The 22,113-nt window shown below is 37.0% G+C and carries 22 protein-coding genes; 15 read left to right on the forward strand and 7 right to left on the reverse strand.

The genetic code is table 11. The features are described 5' to 3' along the window. Positions 1-34: 34 nt before the first annotated feature. The 3 genes from DR017_RS01485 to DR017_RS01495 are packed head-to-tail and all read right to left on the reverse strand — an operon-like array spanning position 35 to position 4,841. Entirely contained in the window at positions 35-1,723 is a 1,689-nt protein-coding gene (locus tag DR017_RS01485; RefSeq protein ID WP_095909092.1) for an MBOAT family O-acyltransferase, read from the reverse strand. Then, a complete protein-coding gene (locus tag DR017_RS01490; RefSeq protein WP_002680976.1) occupies positions 1,720-3,225 on the reverse strand; it encodes a LysM peptidoglycan-binding domain-containing protein in 1,506 nt (501 codons plus the stop codon). Before DR017_RS01490 ends, DR017_RS01485 begins: the two co-directional genes overlap by 4 nt. A 41-nt stretch (positions 3,226-3,266) precedes the next feature. Continuing rightward, positions 3,267-4,841 (reverse strand): GDSL-type esterase/lipase family protein, encoded by a 1,575-nt coding sequence (locus tag DR017_RS01495; protein WP_002680851.1) that lies wholly within the window; start codon positions 4,839-4,841, stop codon positions 3,267-3,269. A 108-nt stretch (positions 4,842-4,949) separates the two neighbouring features. Here DR017_RS01495 and DR017_RS01500 point away from each other — a divergent pair, with 108 nt between their 5' ends. Together DR017_RS01500 and DR017_RS01505 are read left to right on the forward strand one after the other, a co-directional pair. Beyond that, positions 4,950-5,861, forward strand: coding sequence for a DnaJ C-terminal domain-containing protein (locus DR017_RS01500; protein WP_002680956.1), 912 nt, complete (start codon positions 4,950-4,952; stop codon positions 5,859-5,861). A gap of 2 nt (positions 5,862-5,863) precedes the next feature. After that, positions 5,864-6,130: a chaperone modulator CbpM gene (locus tag DR017_RS01505; RefSeq protein ID WP_002680845.1), complete on the forward strand. Its 267-nt coding sequence runs from the start codon at positions 5,864-5,866 to the stop codon at positions 6,128-6,130. Between the two features lie 23 nt (positions 6,131-6,153). Here DR017_RS01505 and DR017_RS01510 read toward each other — a convergent pair whose 3' ends face one another. Together DR017_RS01510 and DR017_RS01515 are read right to left on the reverse strand one after the other, a co-directional pair. After that, the gene (locus DR017_RS01510; RefSeq protein ID WP_040361591.1) at positions 6,154-7,296 is read right to left on the reverse strand and encodes a DUF1735 and LamG domain-containing protein; all 1,143 of its coding nucleotides are present in this window, start codon (positions 7,294-7,296) and stop codon (positions 6,154-6,156) included. 12 nt (positions 7,297-7,308) lie between these two features. Next, positions 7,309-10,185 carry a SusC/RagA family TonB-linked outer membrane protein gene (locus tag DR017_RS01515; protein ID WP_002680979.1) on the reverse strand — a complete coding sequence of 959 codons (2,877 nt, stop codon included), beginning with the start codon at positions 10,183-10,185 and terminating at the stop codon, positions 7,309-7,311. Between the two features lie 226 nt (positions 10,186-10,411). On the opposite strand from DR017_RS01515, the gene DR017_RS01520 reads away from it, so the two are divergent. The 6 genes from DR017_RS01520 to DR017_RS01545 are packed head-to-tail and all read left to right on the forward strand — an operon-like array spanning position 10,412 to position 13,848. Beyond that, entirely contained in the window at positions 10,412-11,290 is an 879-nt protein-coding gene (locus tag DR017_RS01520) for a cell division protein FtsX (RefSeq protein ID WP_002680866.1), read from the forward strand. Positions 11,291-11,306: 16 nt separating this feature from the next. Continuing rightward, positions 11,307-11,561 (forward strand): DUF3098 domain-containing protein, encoded by a 255-nt coding sequence (locus tag DR017_RS01525; RefSeq protein ID WP_002680906.1) that lies wholly within the window; start codon positions 11,307-11,309, stop codon positions 11,559-11,561. 4 nt (positions 11,562-11,565) lie between these two features. Next, positions 11,566-11,796 (forward strand): ferredoxin, encoded by a 231-nt coding sequence (locus tag DR017_RS01530; RefSeq protein WP_002680813.1) that lies wholly within the window; start codon positions 11,566-11,568, stop codon positions 11,794-11,796. Positions 11,797-11,801: 5 nt separating this feature from the next. Continuing rightward, positions 11,802-12,419, forward strand: coding sequence for a porin family protein (locus tag DR017_RS01535; protein ID WP_002680959.1), 618 nt, complete (start codon positions 11,802-11,804; stop codon positions 12,417-12,419). A gap of 17 nt (positions 12,420-12,436) precedes the next feature. Further along, entirely contained in the window at positions 12,437-12,916 is a 480-nt protein-coding gene (locus tag DR017_RS01540) for a hypothetical protein (RefSeq protein WP_002680837.1), read from the forward strand. Beyond that, entirely contained in the window at positions 12,916-13,848 is a 933-nt protein-coding gene (locus DR017_RS01545) for a hypothetical protein (protein WP_002680914.1), read from the forward strand. Before DR017_RS01540 ends, DR017_RS01545 begins: the two co-directional genes overlap by 1 nt. Here DR017_RS01545 and upp read toward each other — a convergent pair. Next, entirely contained in the window at positions 13,822-14,475 is a 654-nt protein-coding gene (gene upp, locus DR017_RS01550; RefSeq protein ID WP_002680899.1) for a uracil phosphoribosyltransferase, read from the reverse strand. The two genes, DR017_RS01545 and upp, sit on opposite strands and share 27 nt — an antisense overlap. A 140-nt stretch (positions 14,476-14,615) precedes the next feature. Between upp and DR017_RS01555 the strand changes: the two genes are divergently transcribed. Next, entirely contained in the window at positions 14,616-15,200 is a 585-nt protein-coding gene (locus DR017_RS01555; RefSeq protein ID WP_002680858.1) for a porin family protein, read from the forward strand. 78 nt (positions 15,201-15,278) lie between these two features. Here the strand turns inward: DR017_RS01555 and DR017_RS01560 are convergent, their stop codons facing one another. Then, complete coding sequence (locus DR017_RS01560; protein WP_232501556.1) at positions 15,279-16,625, reverse strand: exo-beta-N-acetylmuramidase NamZ family protein; 1,347 nt, start codon at positions 16,623-16,625, stop codon at positions 15,279-15,281. Here DR017_RS01560 and DR017_RS01565 point away from each other — a divergent pair. From DR017_RS01565 to DR017_RS01590, 6 genes are read left to right on the forward strand one after another with little or no spacing between them, the layout of a single operon-like run. Beyond that, positions 16,582-17,739, forward strand: coding sequence for an ABC transporter permease (locus tag DR017_RS01565; protein ID WP_040361593.1), 1,158 nt, complete (start codon positions 16,582-16,584; stop codon positions 17,737-17,739). The two genes, DR017_RS01560 and DR017_RS01565, sit on opposite strands and share 44 nt — an antisense overlap. A 50-nt stretch (positions 17,740-17,789) precedes the next feature. After that, complete coding sequence (locus DR017_RS01570) at positions 17,790-18,326, forward strand: hypothetical protein (protein WP_002680962.1); 537 nt, start codon at positions 17,790-17,792, stop codon at positions 18,324-18,326. A 55-nt stretch (positions 18,327-18,381) separates the two neighbouring features. Next, on the forward strand, positions 18,382-19,626 hold the full coding sequence (locus DR017_RS01575) for a peptidase U32 family protein (protein WP_002680903.1): 1,245 nt from the start codon (positions 18,382-18,384) through the stop codon (positions 19,624-19,626). A 2-nt stretch (positions 19,627-19,628) separates the two neighbouring features. Next, positions 19,629-20,435 carry an undecaprenyl-diphosphate phosphatase gene (locus DR017_RS01580; RefSeq protein WP_002680901.1) on the forward strand — a complete coding sequence of 269 codons (807 nt, stop codon included), beginning with the start codon at positions 19,629-19,631 and terminating at the stop codon, positions 20,433-20,435. A 17-nt stretch (positions 20,436-20,452) separates the two neighbouring features. After that, positions 20,453-21,226 carry a phosphatase PAP2 family protein gene (locus tag DR017_RS01585; RefSeq protein WP_040361595.1) on the forward strand — a complete coding sequence of 258 codons (774 nt, stop codon included), beginning with the start codon at positions 20,453-20,455 and terminating at the stop codon, positions 21,224-21,226. A 13-nt stretch (positions 21,227-21,239) separates the two neighbouring features. Next, positions 21,240-22,007: a class I SAM-dependent methyltransferase gene (locus tag DR017_RS01590; protein WP_002680879.1), complete on the forward strand. Its 768-nt coding sequence runs from the start codon at positions 21,240-21,242 to the stop codon at positions 22,005-22,007. Positions 22,008-22,113 lie beyond the last annotated feature (106 nt).

Below are 22,113 nucleotides of genomic sequence, written 5' to 3' on the forward strand. Positions count from 1 at the left end.
TACGAGTTAGCAAAGCCTTTTTTATTTCTTATCCTTAAAACTGGAAGTATATAAAAGGTTGTGCCCCACTGGAGGCAGTAGCATATACTACCCAGAAAGTGAGTGCTACTATCACTGCTTTGAAAAGTATAGGCATACTTCCAAAGAAATTCTTCAGTTGATCGTTCATATTTTGAGGGAAGAAATGCCATACAAAGCCTATTGCCATTAGTAGGAATACATTTCTATAACCTTCTATAATTGTTTGCCATTTGTGCCAATCGAATTGTAGTTCGGCAATATTATTCATCACTGTAAGGGCTATATCAAAGTCTTTTGCTCTGAAAAATATCCAACAGAAAGCCACAAAGTGAAAGGTAATTATCACAAATATTACATTGGCAGTGCTACTGAAGAAACCTTTCTTCTCATCTTCTTTTTTAGCAGGGAAAAAGTCCATAAATGTTTTATGCACAGCCAAGGCAAGTCCGTGAAGAGCTCCCCAAATGATAAAACGCAAATTAGCCCCGTGCCATAATCCTCCTAAGAGCATTGTTGTCATTTGGTTGAAATGGCTACGCACTGATTTTTTTGTATCTTTAGCTACTACTATGGCTAATACAAATACTATTATCGCCCCTGCTACAATGTAAAGCGGTATAGGAGTTGTGTCGTACATTTTTACTGCCCAAAATAGTGTAGCCCCAAAGAACAAAGTAGGGAAAAAGTACCCCCAGAAAGTACCTCGTCTGTTTCCTCCTACCGAGAAATACAAATAGTCTTTCAACCACGTTGAAAGTGAGATATGCCAACGTCGCCAAAATTCGGTAATATTTTTAGATTGATAAGGCGTACGGAAGTTTATAGGCAACGTAAAGCCCATCAGTAGGGCTAAGCCTATTGCCATATCCGAATAACCTGAAAAGTCACAATAAATTTGCAATGAATAGCCATAGACTGCCATTAAGTTTTCAAAAGGAGTATAACTATTGGGAGCCTCGAATACCCTATCTACAAAGTTTAGTGAAATATAATCGGAAATCACAGCCTTTTTGAGTAATCCTCCTATGATAAGGAAAAGAGCCAATGAGGTTTCTTCTTTAGTGAGAGTGAGCTTCTTGTATATTTGTGGAATAAAATCTTTTGCTCTTACAATAGGTCCTGCTACCAACTGAGGGAAGAAACACACAAAGAAAGCAAAATCTAAAAAGCTCTTAGCAGGTTCTATTTCACGACGATACACATCAATTGTGTAACTCATCGTTTGGAAAGTATAGAATGAGATCCCTACTGGCAATATGATATCCATCAGCGCAAAATTGCTTTGGAAAATAGCGTTAAAACTATCAATAAGGAAGTTTGTATATTTAAAATAGAACAATATCCCCAAATTGGTTATCATACTCACTGCCAAGAAGAATTTTCGCGCAGCAGGTTTTTGGGTTTTGTAAATCTGTCCAGCAAAAAAATAGTCTAATACCGAAGAGAGTATTAGTAGTACAAAGTAATTACCACCTGCTTTGTAATAAAAAAACAGTGAAAATAAGGTAACATATACTGTACGGAAATGGACGTGTTTTTTAGTGAAAATATACACTAAATAAAACACCAAAAATAGCCCCAAAAACAAACTGCTATTAAATAGTAGAGGGTGATTGGGGTTATAGGTAAACCATTGTTTTACTTGTTCAGTTGTGAAGCTAAAATTATCGGTAAACCACTGGGCTAATGCTGCTGTATTCAATTTAAAATGGATTTAAAAGAGTGTTTAGATTGTTTTTTGTAGTTTAGGTAATTACTCATAAGAGCATCGAAGAAAAGCGCACCTTGTTCTAAATAACCATCTCTGGTATAATGTACGCGATCACCTGCGATAAGGTTTTGTTGAATAAATCTACTCATTGCTTCATTACCCCCTAAGGCACGATAGAGGTCGAACACACTATAGTCATCCTTTACAGCGTTGTCTATCAATGTATCAGCATATTCTACACACAATGAAGTGGTACTTTTTTTTCTATACAAAAAAGGAGGAGGAGTAGTGAGTATAATAGGGCAGTTGCCATACTGAGTGCGTATAGTGTTGATAAACTTCATCACCTCAGTATCGTATCTTTCAGGAGCAAGCCTGCCATAAGCCTCATTAGTTCCCAAGGAAATCACTATCAAATCGGGTTCGAGAGCACTTATTTGTTCAAAGAACAATTCAGATTTGTTGTAATCAGAAAAATGTGCTCCATTCACACCAATAGTGTGATAAATAATTCCTTTTTGGTCATTTTCAAGTACTATACCATTAAGCGTATACGAACTGCTTTCGGTATTAGGGGTTAAGTATATTTTATCAGAAACGTTTAAATTTTCATAAGCATAGTAGTTATAAAGTGAATTAGCTTTGAGGATAGTCGCATTGCTCATATCCACTTTAGTTGCAGGGGTGGAAGCAGGTACAGTGCCTGAAATTCCTTTTGCAGAAGCGATATGCAACACTTGTCCTATACGGATGTTACTACCTTTCAAACGATTGTTTTTCTGCAATAAAGCTACCGTAGTGTGGTATTTTTTAGCAATCGCATAGAGGGTTTCTCCTTGGGTTACCTTGTGTGAAATCATCTTAGGAGCTGAAGGTTTTAAAGGAGCGGTTACCTTACCTACATTGGTTGCTAACTCAAATTGGCGTTGATTTTTAGGGGTAATAATTTTAAGGGTATTAAAAGCGTAATCTTTATTTTTTAGGTTCAGTTCTATCACGAAATCTTTCTTATTAGTAGAAAGAGCGTAACCCGTGATTCCTGCGAGAGGTGAAGAAGTATTTTTTTGAACTTCCCAAGAGATATTAGAAGTAAAACTTACATTGCGCCCGCCGTTAGTACGGACTAGAGAGTAAGGAAAAACCAAGCCTAAACCTGCATTGCCAAAACTTTCTTGCAAACGCTGTCTCATCACATTGGGCATTACATCAGCTTGGATGTGTGAGTCGCCTATGTGTACGATATTCAGTTTGCGATCTTTAGATTTTTCTAAGGTAGCTAATTTTTCAAAAAAAGGATTAAGCACCGAAGTATTGTACATATTGTTGTACTCTTTCGGGGCGTTGTTTTTGGCATACATTGAGAGGGTATCTTTGGCAGCCAAAGGAGGGGAGATATTTTCTGCTGAGGTATAGTTAGCTCTTAAATAGAGTGCTACCCCCAAGAGCATACAACTCCCCATTATGATTTTCTTTACTAATTGTTTCTTTTTCATTATAATTGTGTCTTTTAGTGTGTTATTAGTGTTTTTTAGTATTACAATTCGTATAAATCTGTTTTTTTGGGTTTAACACTATCTTTAGGAGTACGTTGAGCTGCTGGTGCTTGTTGTACAGGATGTGCTGGTTGTGCAGCTGGTTGTTGTCGCGCTGGTGTAGCAGGCTGTACAGTACGTGTAGCAGTAGCAACAGTAGTTGTAGCGGTAGTGGTTGTAGTAGGGTGTACTTCTTGTATTTCTTTTATTTTTTCACCAAAAACATCAGCTTTCTGACTATTATGAGGGTCTTTGTAATGTTCGTACTCTTCCATCAATTTATTATACAACAAATGAGCAACCTTTTTAGCACCTCGTGCATTGAAGTGAGTATAATCCTTACTTGCAAGTGAAGGATTAGCTTCTACCCATTGTTTCATAGAACCTTTTCCTCCCATCAATTCGTACAAATTGATAAAACCAGAATGAGTATTGCGTGCGTATTTGTGTTGGGCATTTGCCAAAGGCACTACCGCTTTATCAGTTTGCATTTCCATATTCACCTTAGTTGATTTATCGGCAGTTGAGACGATAAGAATAGAGGTATTAGGGAAACAAGCGCGTATTTGGTTTACTACTTTGGTCATTCCTCTTTCATACCAAGAATAATCCAAAGTACCATAGTTTAGGACATTAGCACCGAAATGCAACACAATGAGGTCATATCCGCCAAGAGCATCATCAAATCGGTTCATCAAATCTACATTGAAAAGAGAGATTGGCAAGCCTGAATTACCACGACTTGAAAAGTTATCAACGTATACACCTTGTCGTTCTCCTGAACTCACTCCATAGATAGGAATACTATCAGATTTGATAAAATTAATACGTACAGACTTAGTATTATGACCTTCAGTAAGAGACAGAGTATTCAGTAACTTATTAGTTGACAAAGGTTTTACTACTTTTACTGTATCGTTATATATAATTTCTACTTTTGCTTCCTTATTGCCTGATGAACCATAATATAGCACGGGGGCATACAGTTGATTGATATGTTTTTGGTTAGATGATTTATACTGAACCCAAGTGCCATTTCCTTGAGTAAAGAACACTTGCCCACACACCCCAAATGGACGTTTAGGGCGTTTTACATTTACATACGATTGTGTTTTCCAAGTATTAGAATAAGTGTGCCATACACTTCCTCGAGACTTAGCCGACTCGGAAGTAATAGGCAAAAATCCAATTCCTTGTCCGCCAAAAGCATCTTGAAAGAGAGCTCTTAAATCCTGTACAATTAAGTCACCATCGGTCATAGAATCGCCGTAGTAGCCTATTCTTATCTTTCCTTTTTTTGTAGTTTCGAGTTCGTGTAACTTCTTAAAAAAAGCAAAGAGATATTCATCGGATTTTTTCAATCTCTTAGTAGTAGCCATTGAATCATTTGCCTGACTGAGCACTTTATCAATTTCCTTACCTGATATAGCTTCTAACATCAAGCTATCTACCACTACATTATCCATAGCTTTGGCTTCAGGAAATATGCGTGCTGGCAAAAACTCCTTAAAACCTATAAAGATGAGGGTAGCCAGCAAAACAATAAAAAACGATTGTTTAAAATATGATGTGTTCACAAAATGGTACTTAGTTTTCTTCAGGGGGCAAAATTACAAAATAATTGGAAACTACGTATCACAAATAAAAAAAAAGTATTACTTTTGCGTACTTTAATTTTAGTAAATATGATTGATTACTATAAAACACTGGGAGTAGAAAAAACTGCTACTCAAGATGATATAAAGAAAGCCTACCGCAAATTGGCACGAAAATATCACCCTGATATGAACCCCAACGACAAGACAGCAGAGCAAAAATTTAAAGAAATTAACGAGGCTAACGAAGTACTCAGCAATCCTGAAAACCGTGCTAAATATGACAAGTACGGTGAACATTGGCAACATGGTGAGGAGTATGAAAAAGCCCAACAACAGCAATATGCTCGTGGTGGTGGTTTTGGAGGATTTGAAGGTTTTGAAGGTTTTGGTGAAGGCAACTATTCAAATGAGGATTACTCCGATTTCTTTAGAGATATGTTTGGGGGACGTGCAGGTGGTTTTGGTAGAGGCTATAGCAGTGCTTCAGGTAAATTTAAAGGGCAAGACCTTTATGCCGATATGTCTCTCCCATTACGAGAAGTAGCTACTACACAACAACGCACCTTTACGGTGAACGGTAAGAACATACGTATAACCGTACCAGCAGGAGTATATGAAGGTTTGCAAATCAAACTCAAAGGTCACGGACAAGAAGGCTATAACGGAGGTCCTAATGGTGATTTGTACATTACTTTTCACATAGAACCTGACACTCAGTTTGAACGCAATGGTAACGACCTAAAAACAACTGTAAACATCGACCTTTATACTGCTATGTTAGGTGGAGAGGTGCAAATAGAGACTCTAAGTGGCAAGGTAAAAATGAAGGTTGCTCCTGAAACCCAAAACGGTACTACAGTGCGACTCAAAGGTAAGGGATTCCCTATATACAAACAAAAAGATAGCTTTGGCGACCTCTTTGTTACTTACCAAGTACAATTGCCTAAAAATCTTACTGAGAAACAAAAAGAATTGTTTGAACAACTTAAAAATTCATAGTTATGGAAGAGAGAATATCAAGAGAAGACATCGTTCGTTTGTACAATATAGAAATCACTTTTTTTGACGACTTAGCCTCCAGTGGACTCATACAAACGGAGGTCATCAACAATACCACTTACCTTCATTACGACCAACTTTCTGCTTTTGAACGCTTCACAAATTGGCATTATGACCTTGAAGTAAATATGGCAGGATTGGAAATCATTCATCGTTTGTTACAACAGATTGAAGAACTCAGAGGGGTAAAATTTGAATTAGCAAATTAGCCAATGGCTAATTTGCTAATTTATTAATTTTCTGGTGGAAATCTATATCCATTGCCCGTAGCACTATCAAAAGAAGCTCCTGAGGGCAAACTGATTGTAGGCATTCCATAAGATGACCAATCCCAAAGCTCTGTTTCGTTGTCGGTTACCACTTTGGTATTAAAATCTATTTTTTTACCATTGAGAGGCAAGTAGAGTTGTAAGTCTTTGTTAGTAGGCAAAGTATGCCATAGGTTGGCTTTAAGTTCTTGCTGGGTAAGAGCTCTTCTCCAAAAGCGCAACTCTCTCAAACGCTGATTACTACCTGCTATATATAGATTCCTAAGTTGAAGAGATCCTCCTTGTAACAATTGGGCAGCAATAGGTTTGCCATTTACAAAAGCACGCAATGTATTGCCATCATAAGTAAACGATAGAGCATACCATTTGTTTACTTGAGGAGCAAAAGCTGTTGTAGGGATTTCAAGAGCAGTAACAGCATTCAGTTGTACTTGTAATTGTCCGTTTTTAAACACTATTTCTAATGGATTTGCTGTATTTTTATTGAGCCCCACAATTGGCACTTCATCAGTAAGATTTTCTACATACACTGTAGTTTCAAAACTCCACTGCTGAAAAACATTACTTGAAGAAAGAATTTCGGTAGAAGTTACCGAGGTTGTGCCCATTTTCAACACTTTACTATATCTGTTAGGACGGATCACTAACAGCAAATGTTCTTGTCCTTCAATTGCTTGTATACTTTTTCTATTCACAATTTGCAAGGGAAGGGCATACACTTCATCATCATCGAAAATGAGATTTTTTATAGTAATTTTTATAGGAGTTTCTCTTTCACCTTTGCCAAAGACAATAATTTCATCAACATTGTACTTATCAGCAGGTAACAATTTATAATTCACGCCATAGCGTTCATTATAATCAGCGAGATATTGCGCATCCCCTGTAAGGAGATCTGCAAAAAGGTTTTTCTCAGCCGGATAAATAAGTCGGGCTTTTATATTTTCTAAGTTATTTTCTTGGTATTGTTGTACAAATACCTCTTGTGATTTATTGCCTACAAAATATACCTTTTGGTCAATATTGGGGTGAGCAATTTTTTCGGTAGTTTCATCTTTACAAGCTACTATTGAGAGCAAGCTGAGTATTAAAAATATTTTTTTCATCATTATAGAATTTTAGAATTGCATTTTCACATTTAATCCGTAACTTCTTACGGAAGGCAACATAAATTTATCATAGCCGCTGCCATAAGTACCTACAGAAGGCACTATTTCGGGGTCAAATGGTGCTTTGTTGTAGAGCATTAGCAAGTTGCTACCTACTAATGACACACTAAGATCTTTCAATCCTTTCACAATAAAACCTTCTCTAAAGTGATAGGTAAGAGCAGCTTCTTGTAAGCGAATATTAGTAGCCGAATATTGATAATCGGCAGCAGTTCTATTGACTACAAAAGGAACATAGTTAGCACGATTATCAGCAGAGGCTTTAGAAACCCCATAACGATCAAAATAACGTTCTGTTTCTGAAAGAACTATTCCACCTAAACGCGCTTTGAACAAGAAATTTAAATCAAAATTTTTATAACTCAATTTCCCTTTCCAGCCTAAGAGCCAATCAGGATTTGTAGAGCCTAATTTATTGCCATTAGCATCGTATATATCGCCTATTTCACCTCCTTCACGCAAGGTGTACATACCATTGGCAATCTCACGAGGTAGGCTCAGTATCTTATTTTTATTAGTAGAAGCAATGATTTGAGTTTCACCTTTCAATGCTCTGTTATAAGTGTATCCAAGTGCTACTTCTACTCCTTGATTTTGTACCTCTCCCGCTTGTTGCCACAAAATGGGAACTAACTGATTGTTAGTGCGGGTGTGATAGAATGTAGCATTCAATGAAAGATTGTTAAACCATCGGGTATCTAAACCTACTTCGTAAGAGGTAGTACGCTCTAACTGTAAATCAGCAGGGTAGTTAGGTAAAGTATACAAATCACCTATCCAAGCGCGAGAAGTTTCGGCAACGCCTAACCCCGCATAGCTCATAGGGGCGGCTACTTGGCTGTAACCTCCGCGCAATTTGGCATCTTTCAATATATCTTTATTTATATTTACAAAATTATATAAGGGTATTGCTAATCCTATTGACGGACTGAAGACTGTACTTTCGCTTGTGTAAGGAAAATTGGATGGTTTATCAGCGCGACCTGAGAGAGTGAGGTATAATTTATTTTTCCAATCTATTTCAGCCATTGCAAAGAAAGCAGTATTGCTTCTTTTTCCCCATAATGGGTGAGAAATCGCTGTAGGAGCTGCAATATTGCTTTGAGTGAAATTGTTTACATTTGTCAGATTCCCTCTATACCCCTCTACTTGAGTGTCATAGCCTTCATAAGAGGCTCCGATATGAGCGTCTAAATACAAACCTAAAACCGTTTTATTATAATGAACGATAACATCGGCATATTGTTGTTTAAAGGTTTCTTTCCAATGAGCATAGTAACCGTTGGCAGCCGCATAAGCAGGAAGTGTGGTAGCATAACGCTTGTCGTCCATAGTTGAAGAAGTATTATCCATACGAAAACGAGCTGCCACTTCTAAATTATCCATAATTTTGTAGTTCGCTTTAGCTGAAAACATATAGCGATTTTTAGTAGCAGGACGCAAATTGCGATAGGCAATCCAATAAGGATTTTGGATATTTTCTCCTAAATTAGCAGGAGTATCAGGAGTTCCAGAACCTGCTATCCAATACTGTTTATCATAACCTGCTACAGCATCATAACGCTCAAAATAACGCTCTTGAGCAAATTGTTCACCTCTTGGATATAAATATAAACCTACTATAGGGTTGAAAGCAATGCCCGAAGCAACCTGATTGCGCTCATACTGACGGATATAGTTACCTGAAAGATCTATATTCAACTTATTTTTTAACAGAGAAGTGCTATTTTGCAAATAAGCGTTGTAACGGTTATATACGCTATTAGGCACTATCCCTCCTGATTGCAAAGAAGCTACTGAAGCATACGTTTTATTATTGCCACCTTCAAAATTAAATCCACCTGAAACATTTAGTGAATTTTGGTATAGGTGACCTGTTCTATAAAAATCATTGATATTAAAATCAGTACCCTTAGGTAAGGCGCGAGTAGAGAGAGAAGTGTATTGTCCTAAGTCATTGCCATAAGTTTCTTGAAACTCAGGTTTTGTTAGTTTATTTACAAATTCTACTGAGGAAGACAAGTTAATATTGAGTTGATTGTCATTAGCCTTCTTAGTGCGAATGAGCAGTACCCCATTAGCAGCCGATGCTCCATAGAGGGCAGTGGCTTGTGCCCCTTGTAGTACTACGACCTCTGCAATGTCCTCAGGATTAAGGTCGGATATACCTTCGCTGGTATCTCTGCCATTGCCCCCAAACCCTCTTTCAGCTTGGTTGGCTATAGGCATTCCATCCACCACATAAAGCACATTGTTATCGCCAAAAAGCGAGCGAGCCCCACGCATAGTAGCTTTAGTAGCCCCACCGATACCCGTCGCACTGCGCTGGATATGCAAACCCGCAACCCTACCATCAAGGCTATTTACAAAATTTGCTTGCTTGACTTGAGTGAGGTCTTTGCTTGATACAGCTTGTTGTAGATAGGTTAAACGATATGGGACTTTTTGGATCCCCAAAGCCATAGTTTTTGGAGGAATAGTAATAAAAGGGAGGATACAAAGGCCTATTTTTTCCTCTTTTAAAACCACCCTAAAATTGATAGTTTTATTTTTACCCTCTACTTTTCTTCTTTGAGTTTCATACCCGAAAAAGCTAAACTCAAGTATATCACCTACTCTGGCTTTGAGTTCAAATTTACCATCAATATCTGTTGAAACACCTTTGGTTGTTTTTGATGAATTTGTGTTTTTAATAATTACTTCAACTAATGGCAGAGGCTCATTGTTCTCGTCGAAAACTTCCCCAGTAATGGTTTTCATTTGAGCTTGGAGGGCTCCTGAAGTTAGGAGCAACAAGATTAAAAGAAGTTGTATTTTCTGTTTCATAGCGATATATTTATAAATATACCCCGCAAAAATACAATTTTTATTTACTTTTGCAAAAATTTTAGCATTTTTTAAGTATTATTTTTATCACGATTTTAGAAATATAAAGAATAAAAAAGGACTTACCAACACCTAAAAACAAACAACTCATAACCATTTTTTTGCTATTTCAAAAAAATATTATACTTTTGCCTGATTTTTAGTTTATAAATAGAAAAAAACAAGAATGGCTCGGTCTATTGATTCTTTTAACAAACGACGATTACTCACTTCCTATTTTTCGGTAATAGTGAGCATTACCTTAGTACTCTTCCTATTGGGATTCTTTGGTTTTTTAGTGTTCAGTACTAAAAAGTTAGCCAATCACTTCAAAGAACAAGTAACCGTTACTATCCTCATTAAAGACGAAGCTAAAAGCGCTGATATCGCTCAGTTACAAAAAACACTCTCAGTAGCTTCTTTCGTAAAATCATTGCAATTTATCTCCAAAGATAAAGCTGCCGAAACCTTTAGCAAGGACATAGGTGAAGATTTTGTGAGCTTTATTGGCACCAATCCCTTACAAAATGTCATAGACTTGAGTTTAAAAGCTGATTATGCTGAACCCGATAGAATGGCTGAAATTAAACGTGAATTGGAGCAAAATTCTTTCGTATCAGAAGTAGTGTACGACCAATCACTTGTAGCACTTATTCATGAGAATGTAAACAGAATAGGACTTATTACCTTAGTGTTTAGCGCACTATTCTCCTTTGTATCAGTATTGCTCATCAATGCTTCTATTCGCCTATCTATTTACTCTAAACGTTTTATTATCAAAACAATGCAATTAGTAGGTGCCACTCGTAGTTTTATACGTCGCCCATTTATTCGTACCAATGTACGTTTGGGTATCTTGAGTGCTTTCCTCGCTATACTGCTATTCTACGGGGCACTCTTGGCAATTGTAAAATCATATCCTGAGTTTTCTATATTGTTAGATAACACAATATTATGTATCGTTTTTATAGGAATTCTCGCTATGGGGATTCTCATCAGTTGGTTGAGCACCTATTTTGCTACACAACGATTTTTAAATTTGAACACAAATGACCTTTACTATTAGGTAACAAGTAATAAATATGAAACATCATTCAACTTTTATATTCGGAAAGAAAAACTATCTTATAATGGGGATAGGGTTGGCTGTAATTGCAATTGGTTTTATACTAATGAGCGGCGGTGGAAGTGATAATCCTGCAGTATTTGACGCTTCAATTTTCAATTTCAGACGTATACACTTAGCCCCTGCTTTGGTGCTTTTAGGATTTGCTATTGAAATATATGCTATTTTAATAAAACCTAATAAAGAAGAAGATAAGAAAAAGGGGGTATAAGGCTATGGTGATTGTAACCTTACAACGTGAAAAGTGCATAGGATGCAACTATTGTGTAGAAATGGCGCCTGAGCAGTTCCAAATGTCTAAAAAGGACGGCAAAAGTGTGCTGTTGCGTTCTACTGAGAAAAAAGGTTTTTTTACTCTCAAAAGCTATGATGATAGCATTTTTGAAGATTGTGAAAAAGCTCAAAAAGCTTGCCCTGTAAAGATTATAACTACTAAAAAAATATAAAAACAATGAAAAAAATAGTATTATTAGCAGTATGTTTATTAGCTTCTTATGCTGTAGAAGCGCAATACATAGGGCTCAAAGCTGGTTATAACTATGCTACCCTAAAAGGCAACGTGAGTGATGGTGCTAATTTTAAGCCTTATCACGGCTACTATGCAGGAATTACGTTAGAATTTCCGCTCTCTAATTTGTTCTCTCTACAAGTGGAAGGTATTTACAACCGACGTGGAGCAAATATTACCTCCAATACTTATGGTAAAGCCAAACTGAGTTTAGATTATCTTTCTTTACCTGTATTAGCTCGTTTCAATGTAGGAAAAGGTATCAACTTGCACATAGGACCTCAGTTAGAATATCGCATCGATAAACCTAACTTCTACTTTGATGCAGGTACCGACCCTGTAACACGTGTAAAAGATGATGCGTTAGACATTATTGATGGAGCAATGACAGTTGGCATTGGTTATATGACCGACTCTGGGTGGTTTTTTGAAGCTCGCTGGGTACAAGGACTCACCAGTATTTTTGAAGCAGATGAGACTAGCCTTACTCACATAGGTATCAGTCCTGATTACAATTTCAAGAATAGAACACTCTCTATAGGGGTAGGATATAGATTTTAAGTAATAGGTAACAAGTGATGAGACATATTATAGTTATATTGATGTTGTTAGTAGGGTTGTGGGGCTGTGAGAAAGAACAGCAAAAACGCAATCCTTACTTGGGTGAAGTGCATTTCACTTATACTATTGATTTAAATCAACCTCTTTACAACAGTCTCAAAACCCCGATGAATACCGTATTTGTACCCTATGGAGGCATCAGAGGTTTTTTTGTAATTTATAACGGAAGTTCTTACTATGCCTGGGAAGCTGCCTGTCCTAATCACAGTTTAGACGGTTGTTATAGTAGGTTATACGGCGTAAAAACACAAACTGATGAGGAAAATTACGAGAATACAAAACTGCACAACTATATATATGTGCGATGCTCTTGTGATAAAACCACCTATCTTTTAGGAAATGGCACTCCTATTACTATTGGTGATATTGCCAAACCTTATCCTCTACTCAACTATCGTGTTTCAGTTTCAGGAAGCTCTTTAACTATCAGTAACTAATGCTCTCAAAATACTTTGAAAATACAAAGCCCATCACCTTTATCATAGTGCTAATAGCACTTTTGATAGGCGATGGGCTATATCAATTTCAGATATTACAACAACCTCTAAAGGTTGGGACACATCTTATATTTTTGTCTATCAGCCTCACACTACTTCTATTTTCCTTAGTATTACTACACCAAATAGATAGATGGAATGAACTCACCGAAACTAAAAACAGCTATTCTATCGCCTTTTTTAGCATTTTAGTAGTGCTCTTTCCTACTCTTTTTGACAATATGAAATTAGTAGGTGCTAACTTACTCATCATTGTAGCATTATGGAGAGTACTTACCCTCAAAACGGGAGAAGAGATTCCACAAAAATTATTAGACACCTCTTTACTTATTATCTGTGCAAGTTTATTACATCCTTGGGCATTGGTTTTCTTGCTAAATGTATGGATTTCACTATTGTTTTACGGGGCTGAAAAGCGTCGTTATTGGTTTATCCCTCTCTTGGCTATTTTAGTAATTGCTTTGTTAGGAGGTGCTATATTCTTAGTATTACAAATGCCTTTCCCTTTTGATAGTTATTATATTTTAATAAATAACGATATAACTAATTTGTTACACCTCCCCTCCTACCCTATTGCTACAACAGTTGCTTTAGTAAGTTTAGGACTGTTATTTTTAGTATCAATAGTGGTATATTATTTCAGAAGTACTTATCACAGTATCAGCTCAATAGTGGTAGTTCAGTTTTTATGGGTAGGTTTGCTCGTAGCGTTTTTATCAAAAGAAGTGATTTATATTTTTGCCCCCATAGCCATACTTTTTGCTTTGTATATAGAAAAAATACGAGTATGGTGGCTAAAAGAAACTGTACTGTGGATGCTATTATCATTACCTGCTACAGTACTCTTACTCCATTTTATTACCAAAAGCTAAATCGCCTGCATCCCCTAAGCCAGGCACTATATAGCCGTGCTCGTTGAGAAGCGGGTCGATAGTAGCAATCCATAAGTGAGTGGTTTCAGGGAATTTATCTTCTAAATATTCTATTCCTTGTTGCGCCCCAATTACAGCAAATAAGTGTATTTCCTTGGGTGTTCCCAAAGGCTTCAAAGCATTGAACACATTAGCGAACGAACGACCTGTAGCCAGCATTGGGTCGGCTAAGAAAAGTATTTTACCTTCTAAAGAAGGAGAGGCGAGATACTCTACCATTATATCAAAATCAGTTTCGGAAGTATGCTTGCGATAAGCTGATATAAAAGCATTATCGGCATTGTCAAAATAATTCATCAAACCTTGATGCAGAGCTAAGCCTGCACGCAAAATAGAGCAAATCACTACCTCATCTTTGGGTAATTGTACTTTTTTTTCACCTAATGGAGTAGTAATTACCTCAGTTTTATAGTGTAGAAATTTACTCATTTCATAACACAATACTTCGCCTATGCGTTCCAAATTTTTACGAAAACGCATACGGTCTTTTTGGATATTTACATCGCGCAACTGGGCGATAAATCGGTTTAATACAGAGGGCTCTTCGCCTAAATGGTGTATAATCATTGGTGTGGTAACTTTAATATTTTCAAGCCACAAAAGTAGTATATAATTTACTAATTTCCAAATTTGCTAATTTGCTATTTTATTTTTTTGGCACGCTATTTGGGATAATCACTACGAAACATTAGACAATAATTAAGCGTATGAAAAAAACAATCACTAAATTAACAGCTTTTATTGCTATAATGCTACTCACCACTACTGCCTATGCTCAAGAGTTTCACTTAGGAGTTAAAGCAGGAGCTAACTTAGGAAAATTGGATGGCGTTGCCTATAGTAAAGGCTTCAAATTGGGATACCAATTGGGCGGTTTTGTAGAATATGACTTCAATGAGAAATGGGGACTACAAGGTGAAGTGCTATTTAGCCAAACTAACACAAAGTTCCGTGATAGTTATCAATCAGTATGGGATGAAAAGTTTGATAAAAATAAAACTTTGAACTATGTGAGTGTACCTTTACTCTTTAAATACAACCCTAATGGGTTGATTTCATTGCACGCAGGTCCGCAATTTAGTTTCCTTGCTAATAAAGACGATAGTACTTGGGAAAATGGTAAAAAACTTTTCAAAGATACTGACTTCTCATTAGTTGCTGGCGCCGAAGTGAATTTAGGTCCGCTCTTTGCTTATGGTCGTTATGTATGGGGCTTTTCTGATATTAGTAATGCCCTTAAAGAGAAAGCCACTACCCAACAAATTCAAGTGGGTGTAGGCGTACGTTTTTAGACTTACGAATATATTAGTTAATTAGAAGATAGGTTTTAAGGATTAACAAGTATCACCTTAAACCCTATCTTGTTTTTTTTAATATAGTAGGTATTTTTTCCTTACTTCTTTGAATTTTTCTAACTCTTTTTGCCAAGTTTGACGTATTTCAGCTTCAGTTTTACCTTCTATAATTTGTTTTTTTAGAGCATCAGTACCTGCTATTCTATTGAAAGAGGAAGTGAAGAAAGGCGTTTTCACCCCTTTACTTTGTTCAAAAGCCTTTTTAAGCCAAGAAAGATTGAGTTGATTTAAGCGAGGCGTTTTACTCAAATCTTCTCCATAACACAATTTCCCATTAAACTTTGGATTTTTATCTCCCGCATTAGGGTGAGGTGTAAAACTAAAAGTACTTTTCGCAAAATAAGGTGAACCATAAATTTGAAATTGCTGAGAAGTACCACGCCCCATACTCACATTAGCCCCCTCAAAGAAACACAAACTGGGGTATAAATTTATTGACACATCATTAGGCAAATTGGGCGATGGTTTTACTGGCAGGCTATAAGATGTTTGGTGAGTATAATTTGCTAACGAAATCACCTTTAAATCGGCTGTAATACCTTCGTGCAACCATTTTTCACCATTAATCATCTGGGCGTATTCACCAATAGTCATTCCATAGACCACAGGCACAGGGTGCATCCCTATAAAACTCTTGAGTTGCGGTTTCAGCACAGGACCATCAATATAATGTGCATTAGGATTAGGACGATCTAACACTATTATAGGAATATGTTGCTCAGCGCAAGCCTCCATTACATAGTGTAAAGTAGAAATATAAGTATAGAAACGCACCCCTACATCTTGTAAATCGAAGAGTACAAGGTCTACCCCTTTCAACTGTTCAGGGGTAGGCTTTTTATTTTTACCATAGAGTGAAATGATAGGCAAGCCCGTTTTAGAGTCTTTACCATCTTTTACCACTTCACCTGCATCAGCTTCTCCTCTAAATCCGTGTTCGGGAGCAAAAACCTTACTGATATTTATTTTCTTCTTCAATAGTGTATCTACTAAATGTACATAATTGTCTTTTTCAGTCTTCACAATTCCTGTTTGGTTAGTAACTACAGCTATATTTTTTGCACGCAAATCCTTAATATAAAGATACATTCGGTTTGCGCCTACAACTACTTCTTTTGTCTGTTTTTCAGCTTTTTGCGCAGAAGAGTAGTCTTGTGATTGTCCATTATTTTTGCACGAAATGAACGTACATAAGAAAAAAAGTGTAATTTTGGCACTTCTAAAAGGCATTATTGTTTTGAATATTGAATATTTCATAGCAAAAAGAGTTATTTTCTCAAAAGGGGACAAAGGTACAATTTCTTCTCCAATTATCAAAATGGCAATAGCTGCTATTGCTGTAGGAATGGTGATGATGCTCATTGCTATTGCTACAGGTATTGGTTTGCAACAAAAGATTAGAGAAAAATTAGTAGTTTTCCACGGTCACATACAAATTTTCGATTATGGCAGTAATGCTTCACAAGTTACTACCAAACCTATTAGCATACAACAGGACTTTTACCCTAATTTTTCGGTAGTACCCGAAGTTACTCATATTCAAGCAGTAGCAACCAAAGGCGGAATTATCCGTACCGAGAATACTTACGAATCCATTCTCGCTAAAGGTGTAGGACAAGATTACAATTGGTCACTCATTCGCGATTTTATTACCGAAGGGCGCACTCCTAATGTATCAAGTGAAGAACTGACTGATGAGATACTGATGTCTACCTATTTAGCTAACAGACTGCACCTTAAACTCGGCGACCGCTGCCAAGCTATCTTCTTAAAAGACGAAGCTGCTCAAGCTCCTAACCAGCGCAATTTTAAAATTGTAGGTTTATACAACAGTGGCTTTCAAGAGTTTGATGCATCGTATATCTTCACTGATATTCGTCATATTCAAAAAATCAACAAATGGAAAGCTGATGAGATAGGCAATTTTGAACTTTTTATCAAAGATTTTGATCGTATTGAGATGGTAGGCAAACAGGTATACGGCAAAATCGGTACTTTCCTCGATTCACAAACAATTATTCAAAGATTCCCCTTTATTTTTGAGTGGCTCAGTATGTTTGATTTTAATATCTACCTCATCATAGGGATAATGATAGTTGTAGGTGGATTTAATATGATTACAGCTATTCTTGTGCTCATTTTAGAGAAAACTCCAATGATAGGAACTCTAAAAAGTTTAGGAGCTTCTGACCGCAGTATTCGCAAGATTTTTTTATACAACGCTACCTATATCATAGGTTTAGGCTTATTATGGGGTAATATTTTAGGGTTCTTATTATTGTGGTTACAACAGCGTTATAGTATTATCAAGTTAGATCCAGCAACCTATTATGTAAGTGAAGTACCTATTGCCTTCGCTCCCTTGTGGGTAATATTACTGAACATAGGAGTTTTACTATTGTGTTTACTAATGTTGCTCATCCCCACCTATGTGATTACCAAAATATCACCTACTAAATCGATGAAATTCTCATAGTTCCTAATCCCTAACTCCTATTTTCTAAACTTAATTAATTATAAATCTATATGAAACACTTTTTGTTAACTTTAGTACTTTTTTCAGTAGCAACTTTAGCAATGGCACAAAGCCCTAATATTTTAGACCCCGATTATCAAAACAGCCATCCAAATCGCTGGACATACGGAGGAAATATAGGCTTGAGCTATACTTATGGCTTAGGAGTTGATATATCTCCACGTGTGGGATATAAAATCACTGATGATTTAGAATTAGCTGCCATTGTAAATGGTTCGCTACAACACAGTGAGTATTATCGCAGTCTCTCTGTATCTGTAGGTCCTGCGTTATCTTATTATATAGGAAGAACAGCCTACGTAAGCACTAGTTATCAGCATTATTTCATCTCTCAAAAACACAAAACTACTGATATTAAATACAATACTGAAGAGGACGCTCTTTACATAGGGGGAGGTTATATGCAGAACATAGGAGGCAATGTGTATGTGCAAATAGGTGCAAGTTACAATGTACTCTACAAAAAAGACAAGAGCATTTTCAGCACTGGCTTTATACCCAATGTAGGAATTGTTATCGGGTTGTAATTGGCTAATTAACAAATTATTCGTACCTTTGCGCCCTCAATCACTATAAATAATAATGACAAATACAGGAAAAATTGAACTAATGGCACCTGCCGGAAACTTCGAGTCGCTACAAGCGGCTATAGACAACGGTGCCGACTCAGTATACTTCGGGGTAGACCAGCTCAATATGCGCGCAAGAGCAAGCATTAACTTCACTATTGACGACCTTGACGAAATTGCTCGCCGCTGTGCTCCTAAAGGTATCCGTACCTACCTCACCCTCAACACTATTATCTACGACCACGACCTTTCTATCATCAAAACACTACTTGATGCTGCAAAAAAAACAGGACTTACTGCAGTGATTGCAATGGATCAGGCTGTAATAGCCTACGCTCGACAAATAGGAATGGAAGTGCATATCTCTACTCAAATCAACATTACCAACATCGAAACTGTGCGCTTCTACGCTATGTTCGCCGATACAATGGTGATGAGTCGTGAGCTCAGTTTGCGACAAATTAAAAAGATATGTGAGCAAATAGAAAAAGAGCAAATCAAAGGTCCTTCAGGCAATCTAGTAGAAATAGAAATATTTGGGCACGGGGCACTTTGTATGGCAGTATCAGGCAAGTGTTATTTGAGTTTGCACTCTCACAATTCTTCAGCCAATAGAGGTGCTTGCAAACAAAATTGCCGTAAAAAATATACTGTAATCGACCAAGAAAGCGGTTTTGAAATAGAACTTGACAACGAATATATGATGTCTCCTAAAGACCTCTGTACTATCGACTTTCTCGACCAAGTAATCGATACTGGCGCAAAAGTATTGAAAATTGAAGGTCGTGGGCGAGCTCCTGAGTACGTTGCTACAGTAATTCGCACTTATCGCGAAGCTATTGATGCCTATTACGCAGGAACTTACTCCAAAAATAAGTTTGAAGGATGGATAGAAACCCTCAAAACAGTCTACAATCGTGGCTTCTGGGGAGGTTATTACTTAGGACAAAAATTGGGTGAATGGAGTGAAAACCCTGGTTCTAACGCTACCCAAAAGAAAGTGTATATCGGGCAAGGCAAACACTACTTCCCTAAAACAGGTATCGCTGAATTTGCTATCGAAGCCTTTGATATAAAAATAGGCGATAAACTCCTCATCACAGGTCCCTCTACAGGGGTACAAGAACTTGAACTTACTAGTATGATGGTGAACGATGTGCCTGCTGAGCGTGCTAAAAAAGGGGATTCGTGTACCATTAAAACTGATTTCAGAGTGCGATTATCAGATAAACTTTATAAAATAGTTAAAAATAATTAACAATGAACACACTACAAGCTATTATAATTGCCATTATTGAAGGGCTTACTGAGTATCTTCCTATTTCGTCTACTGCTCACATGGGCTTTACAGCAGCCCTTATGGGAATACCTGATGACGAATATTTGAAAATGTTTCAGGTATCTATACAATTTGGAGCTATTCTCTCAATTGTAGTACTATATTGGCGTAAGTTTTTCAACTTTACTCAATGGCAATTTTATTTCAAATTAGCTTGTGCTGTAGTTCCTGCTCTTATTCTTGGCAAACTATTCGATGATAAAATAGAAGCTGTTTTGGGTAACCAAAAAGCCATTGCTATTACACTTATCATAGGAGGAATAATCCTATTGTTTGTAGACAACTGGTTTAAAAATCCTAACATTCACGATGAGAAACAAATCAGTGTAAAGAAAGCTGTAACCATTGGCTTTTGGCAATGTTTAGCAATGATGCCAGGCACCTCACGTTCAGCTGCCTCTATCATAGGCGGGATGACCCAAGGACTCACACGTAAAGCTGCTGCGGAATTCTCCTTTTTTTTAGCCGTCCCTACAATGCTTGCCGTAACTGTATATTCTATTTTCTTGAAGAAATGGGGGGTTGCCGAAGAAAAAGGTTACGAGTTGATAATGAAAACTGATGAAAGTTTTTGGTTGTTTATTATAGGTAATGTAATTGCCTTTGTAGTGGCTATGATAGCAGTGAAGTTCTTTATACATATCCTCACAAAATTCGGATTTAAAGTATGGGGTATTTATCGCATTGTTATTGGAGTTGCATTGCTAATCTATTTTTCTATAAAATAACTACTGATACACCTAAAATGAAAATATTATTTCTGACAATAGCTTTTGTTTGTCTGCTCATTCACTCTATAAAAGCTCAGACAGATAGTTTATCAGTAATGGATGAGCAAGGAATCGTAGCCGACACTCTTCGCAGTGATGCCGAGAAACCACAACTCAAACAAGTAATTTTACCTGCTTCTCTCATTACCTTAGGAATAATCTCTAATGCTACCTACATAAACCGCTACGTACAGCGCCACGTTTATAATTATTCTGGTGGACATAAGTTGCGTATTGATGACTATATGCAATACGCTCCCATTGCAAGTGTTTTTGCCTTTAGCAACTTAGGCGTAAAAGCTAAACACAGCGTAAAAGAACGATTGATTATAGGGGCTACTGCCTATGCTATAATGGGAGCTTTGGTAAACGGAGTAAAATATACTGCCAAAATACAACGCCCTGATAGTAGTGCTTTCAACTCCTTTCCTTCAGGACATACAGCAACTGCTTTCACAGGAATGGAAATCCTATGGCAAGAGTACAAAGATGAAAATGTGTGGGTAGGTATCAGTGGTTATGCTATTGCTACTACCGTGGCAACCCTTCGTTTGTACAACAACCGCCATTGGATAGGTGATGTATTAGGAGGAGCAGGGATAGGTATCCTTAGTGCAAAAGCAGCTTATTGGCTCTTCCCTTATACTTCAAAACTACTTAAACGTAAAGAAAAATCATCCGTACAAATGGCTATCTACCCCATTTATTCTGATGAAATGAAAGGTGTAGGGCTAACCCTATTCCACTAAAAAATAGCTTCTAATGGCAATTATTACCACTATTTTAAACAAAGTTCCCCGACCTTGGCTCATCAAATTGAGTTATTGGGTACGCCCCTTTTTATCTTTCTATCTACGAGGTAAAAAATATCAAGACCCCATTGACGGAAAGACTTTTAGAAAGTTCTTACCCTATGGCTATGGCAAAGCACGTCCCAATGTACTCTCCCCCTCTACCCTATCATTAGAACGCCATAGGTTGTTATGGCTTTATCTTACCCGCGAAACAGACTTCTTTACCAAACCCTTAAAAGTACTACACGTAGCTCCCGAGCAAGCCTTCTACAAGCGATTTAAAAAGCAAGCTAACCTCGATTACCTCACAACCGACCTTTATTCGCCTTTAGCAGATGTAAAAGCTGATTTGTGCGCTTTACCCTTTGAAGATGAAAGTTTTGATGTAGTATTTTGCAACCACGTATTAGAACACATTCCCGATGATACTCAAGCAATGCGAGAACTCTATCGCGTGATAAAAAAAGGTGGTTGGGGTATCTTCCAAATACCACAAGACTATAACCGAGCTGTCACTTTTGAAGACAATAGTATTACTGACCCTGAAGAGCGTACCCGTATCTTTGGTCAGTACGACCACGTTAGAGTGTATGGAATGGATTATTTTAACAAACTTCGTGGCATAGGTTTTGAGGTGGAAGAAATACACTATGCTTCCAAATTATCCACTGAAGAAATTGAAAAATATCGTATTGTAGCAAATGAAATTATACCTCTGTGTAAAAAGAAGTTATAGATAGAAAAATAATAATACATAACTATCTTATTAAAGAGTTGTTAAAAATGTTAATAAAAACATAAAAAATAATTACAAAAATACTTGTAGATTTGAAAAATAGCAG

Source organism: Capnocytophaga sputigena (assembly GCF_900446695.1).
GTDB classification, from domain to species: domain Bacteria; phylum Bacteroidota; class Bacteroidia; order Flavobacteriales; family Flavobacteriaceae; genus Capnocytophaga; species Capnocytophaga sputigena.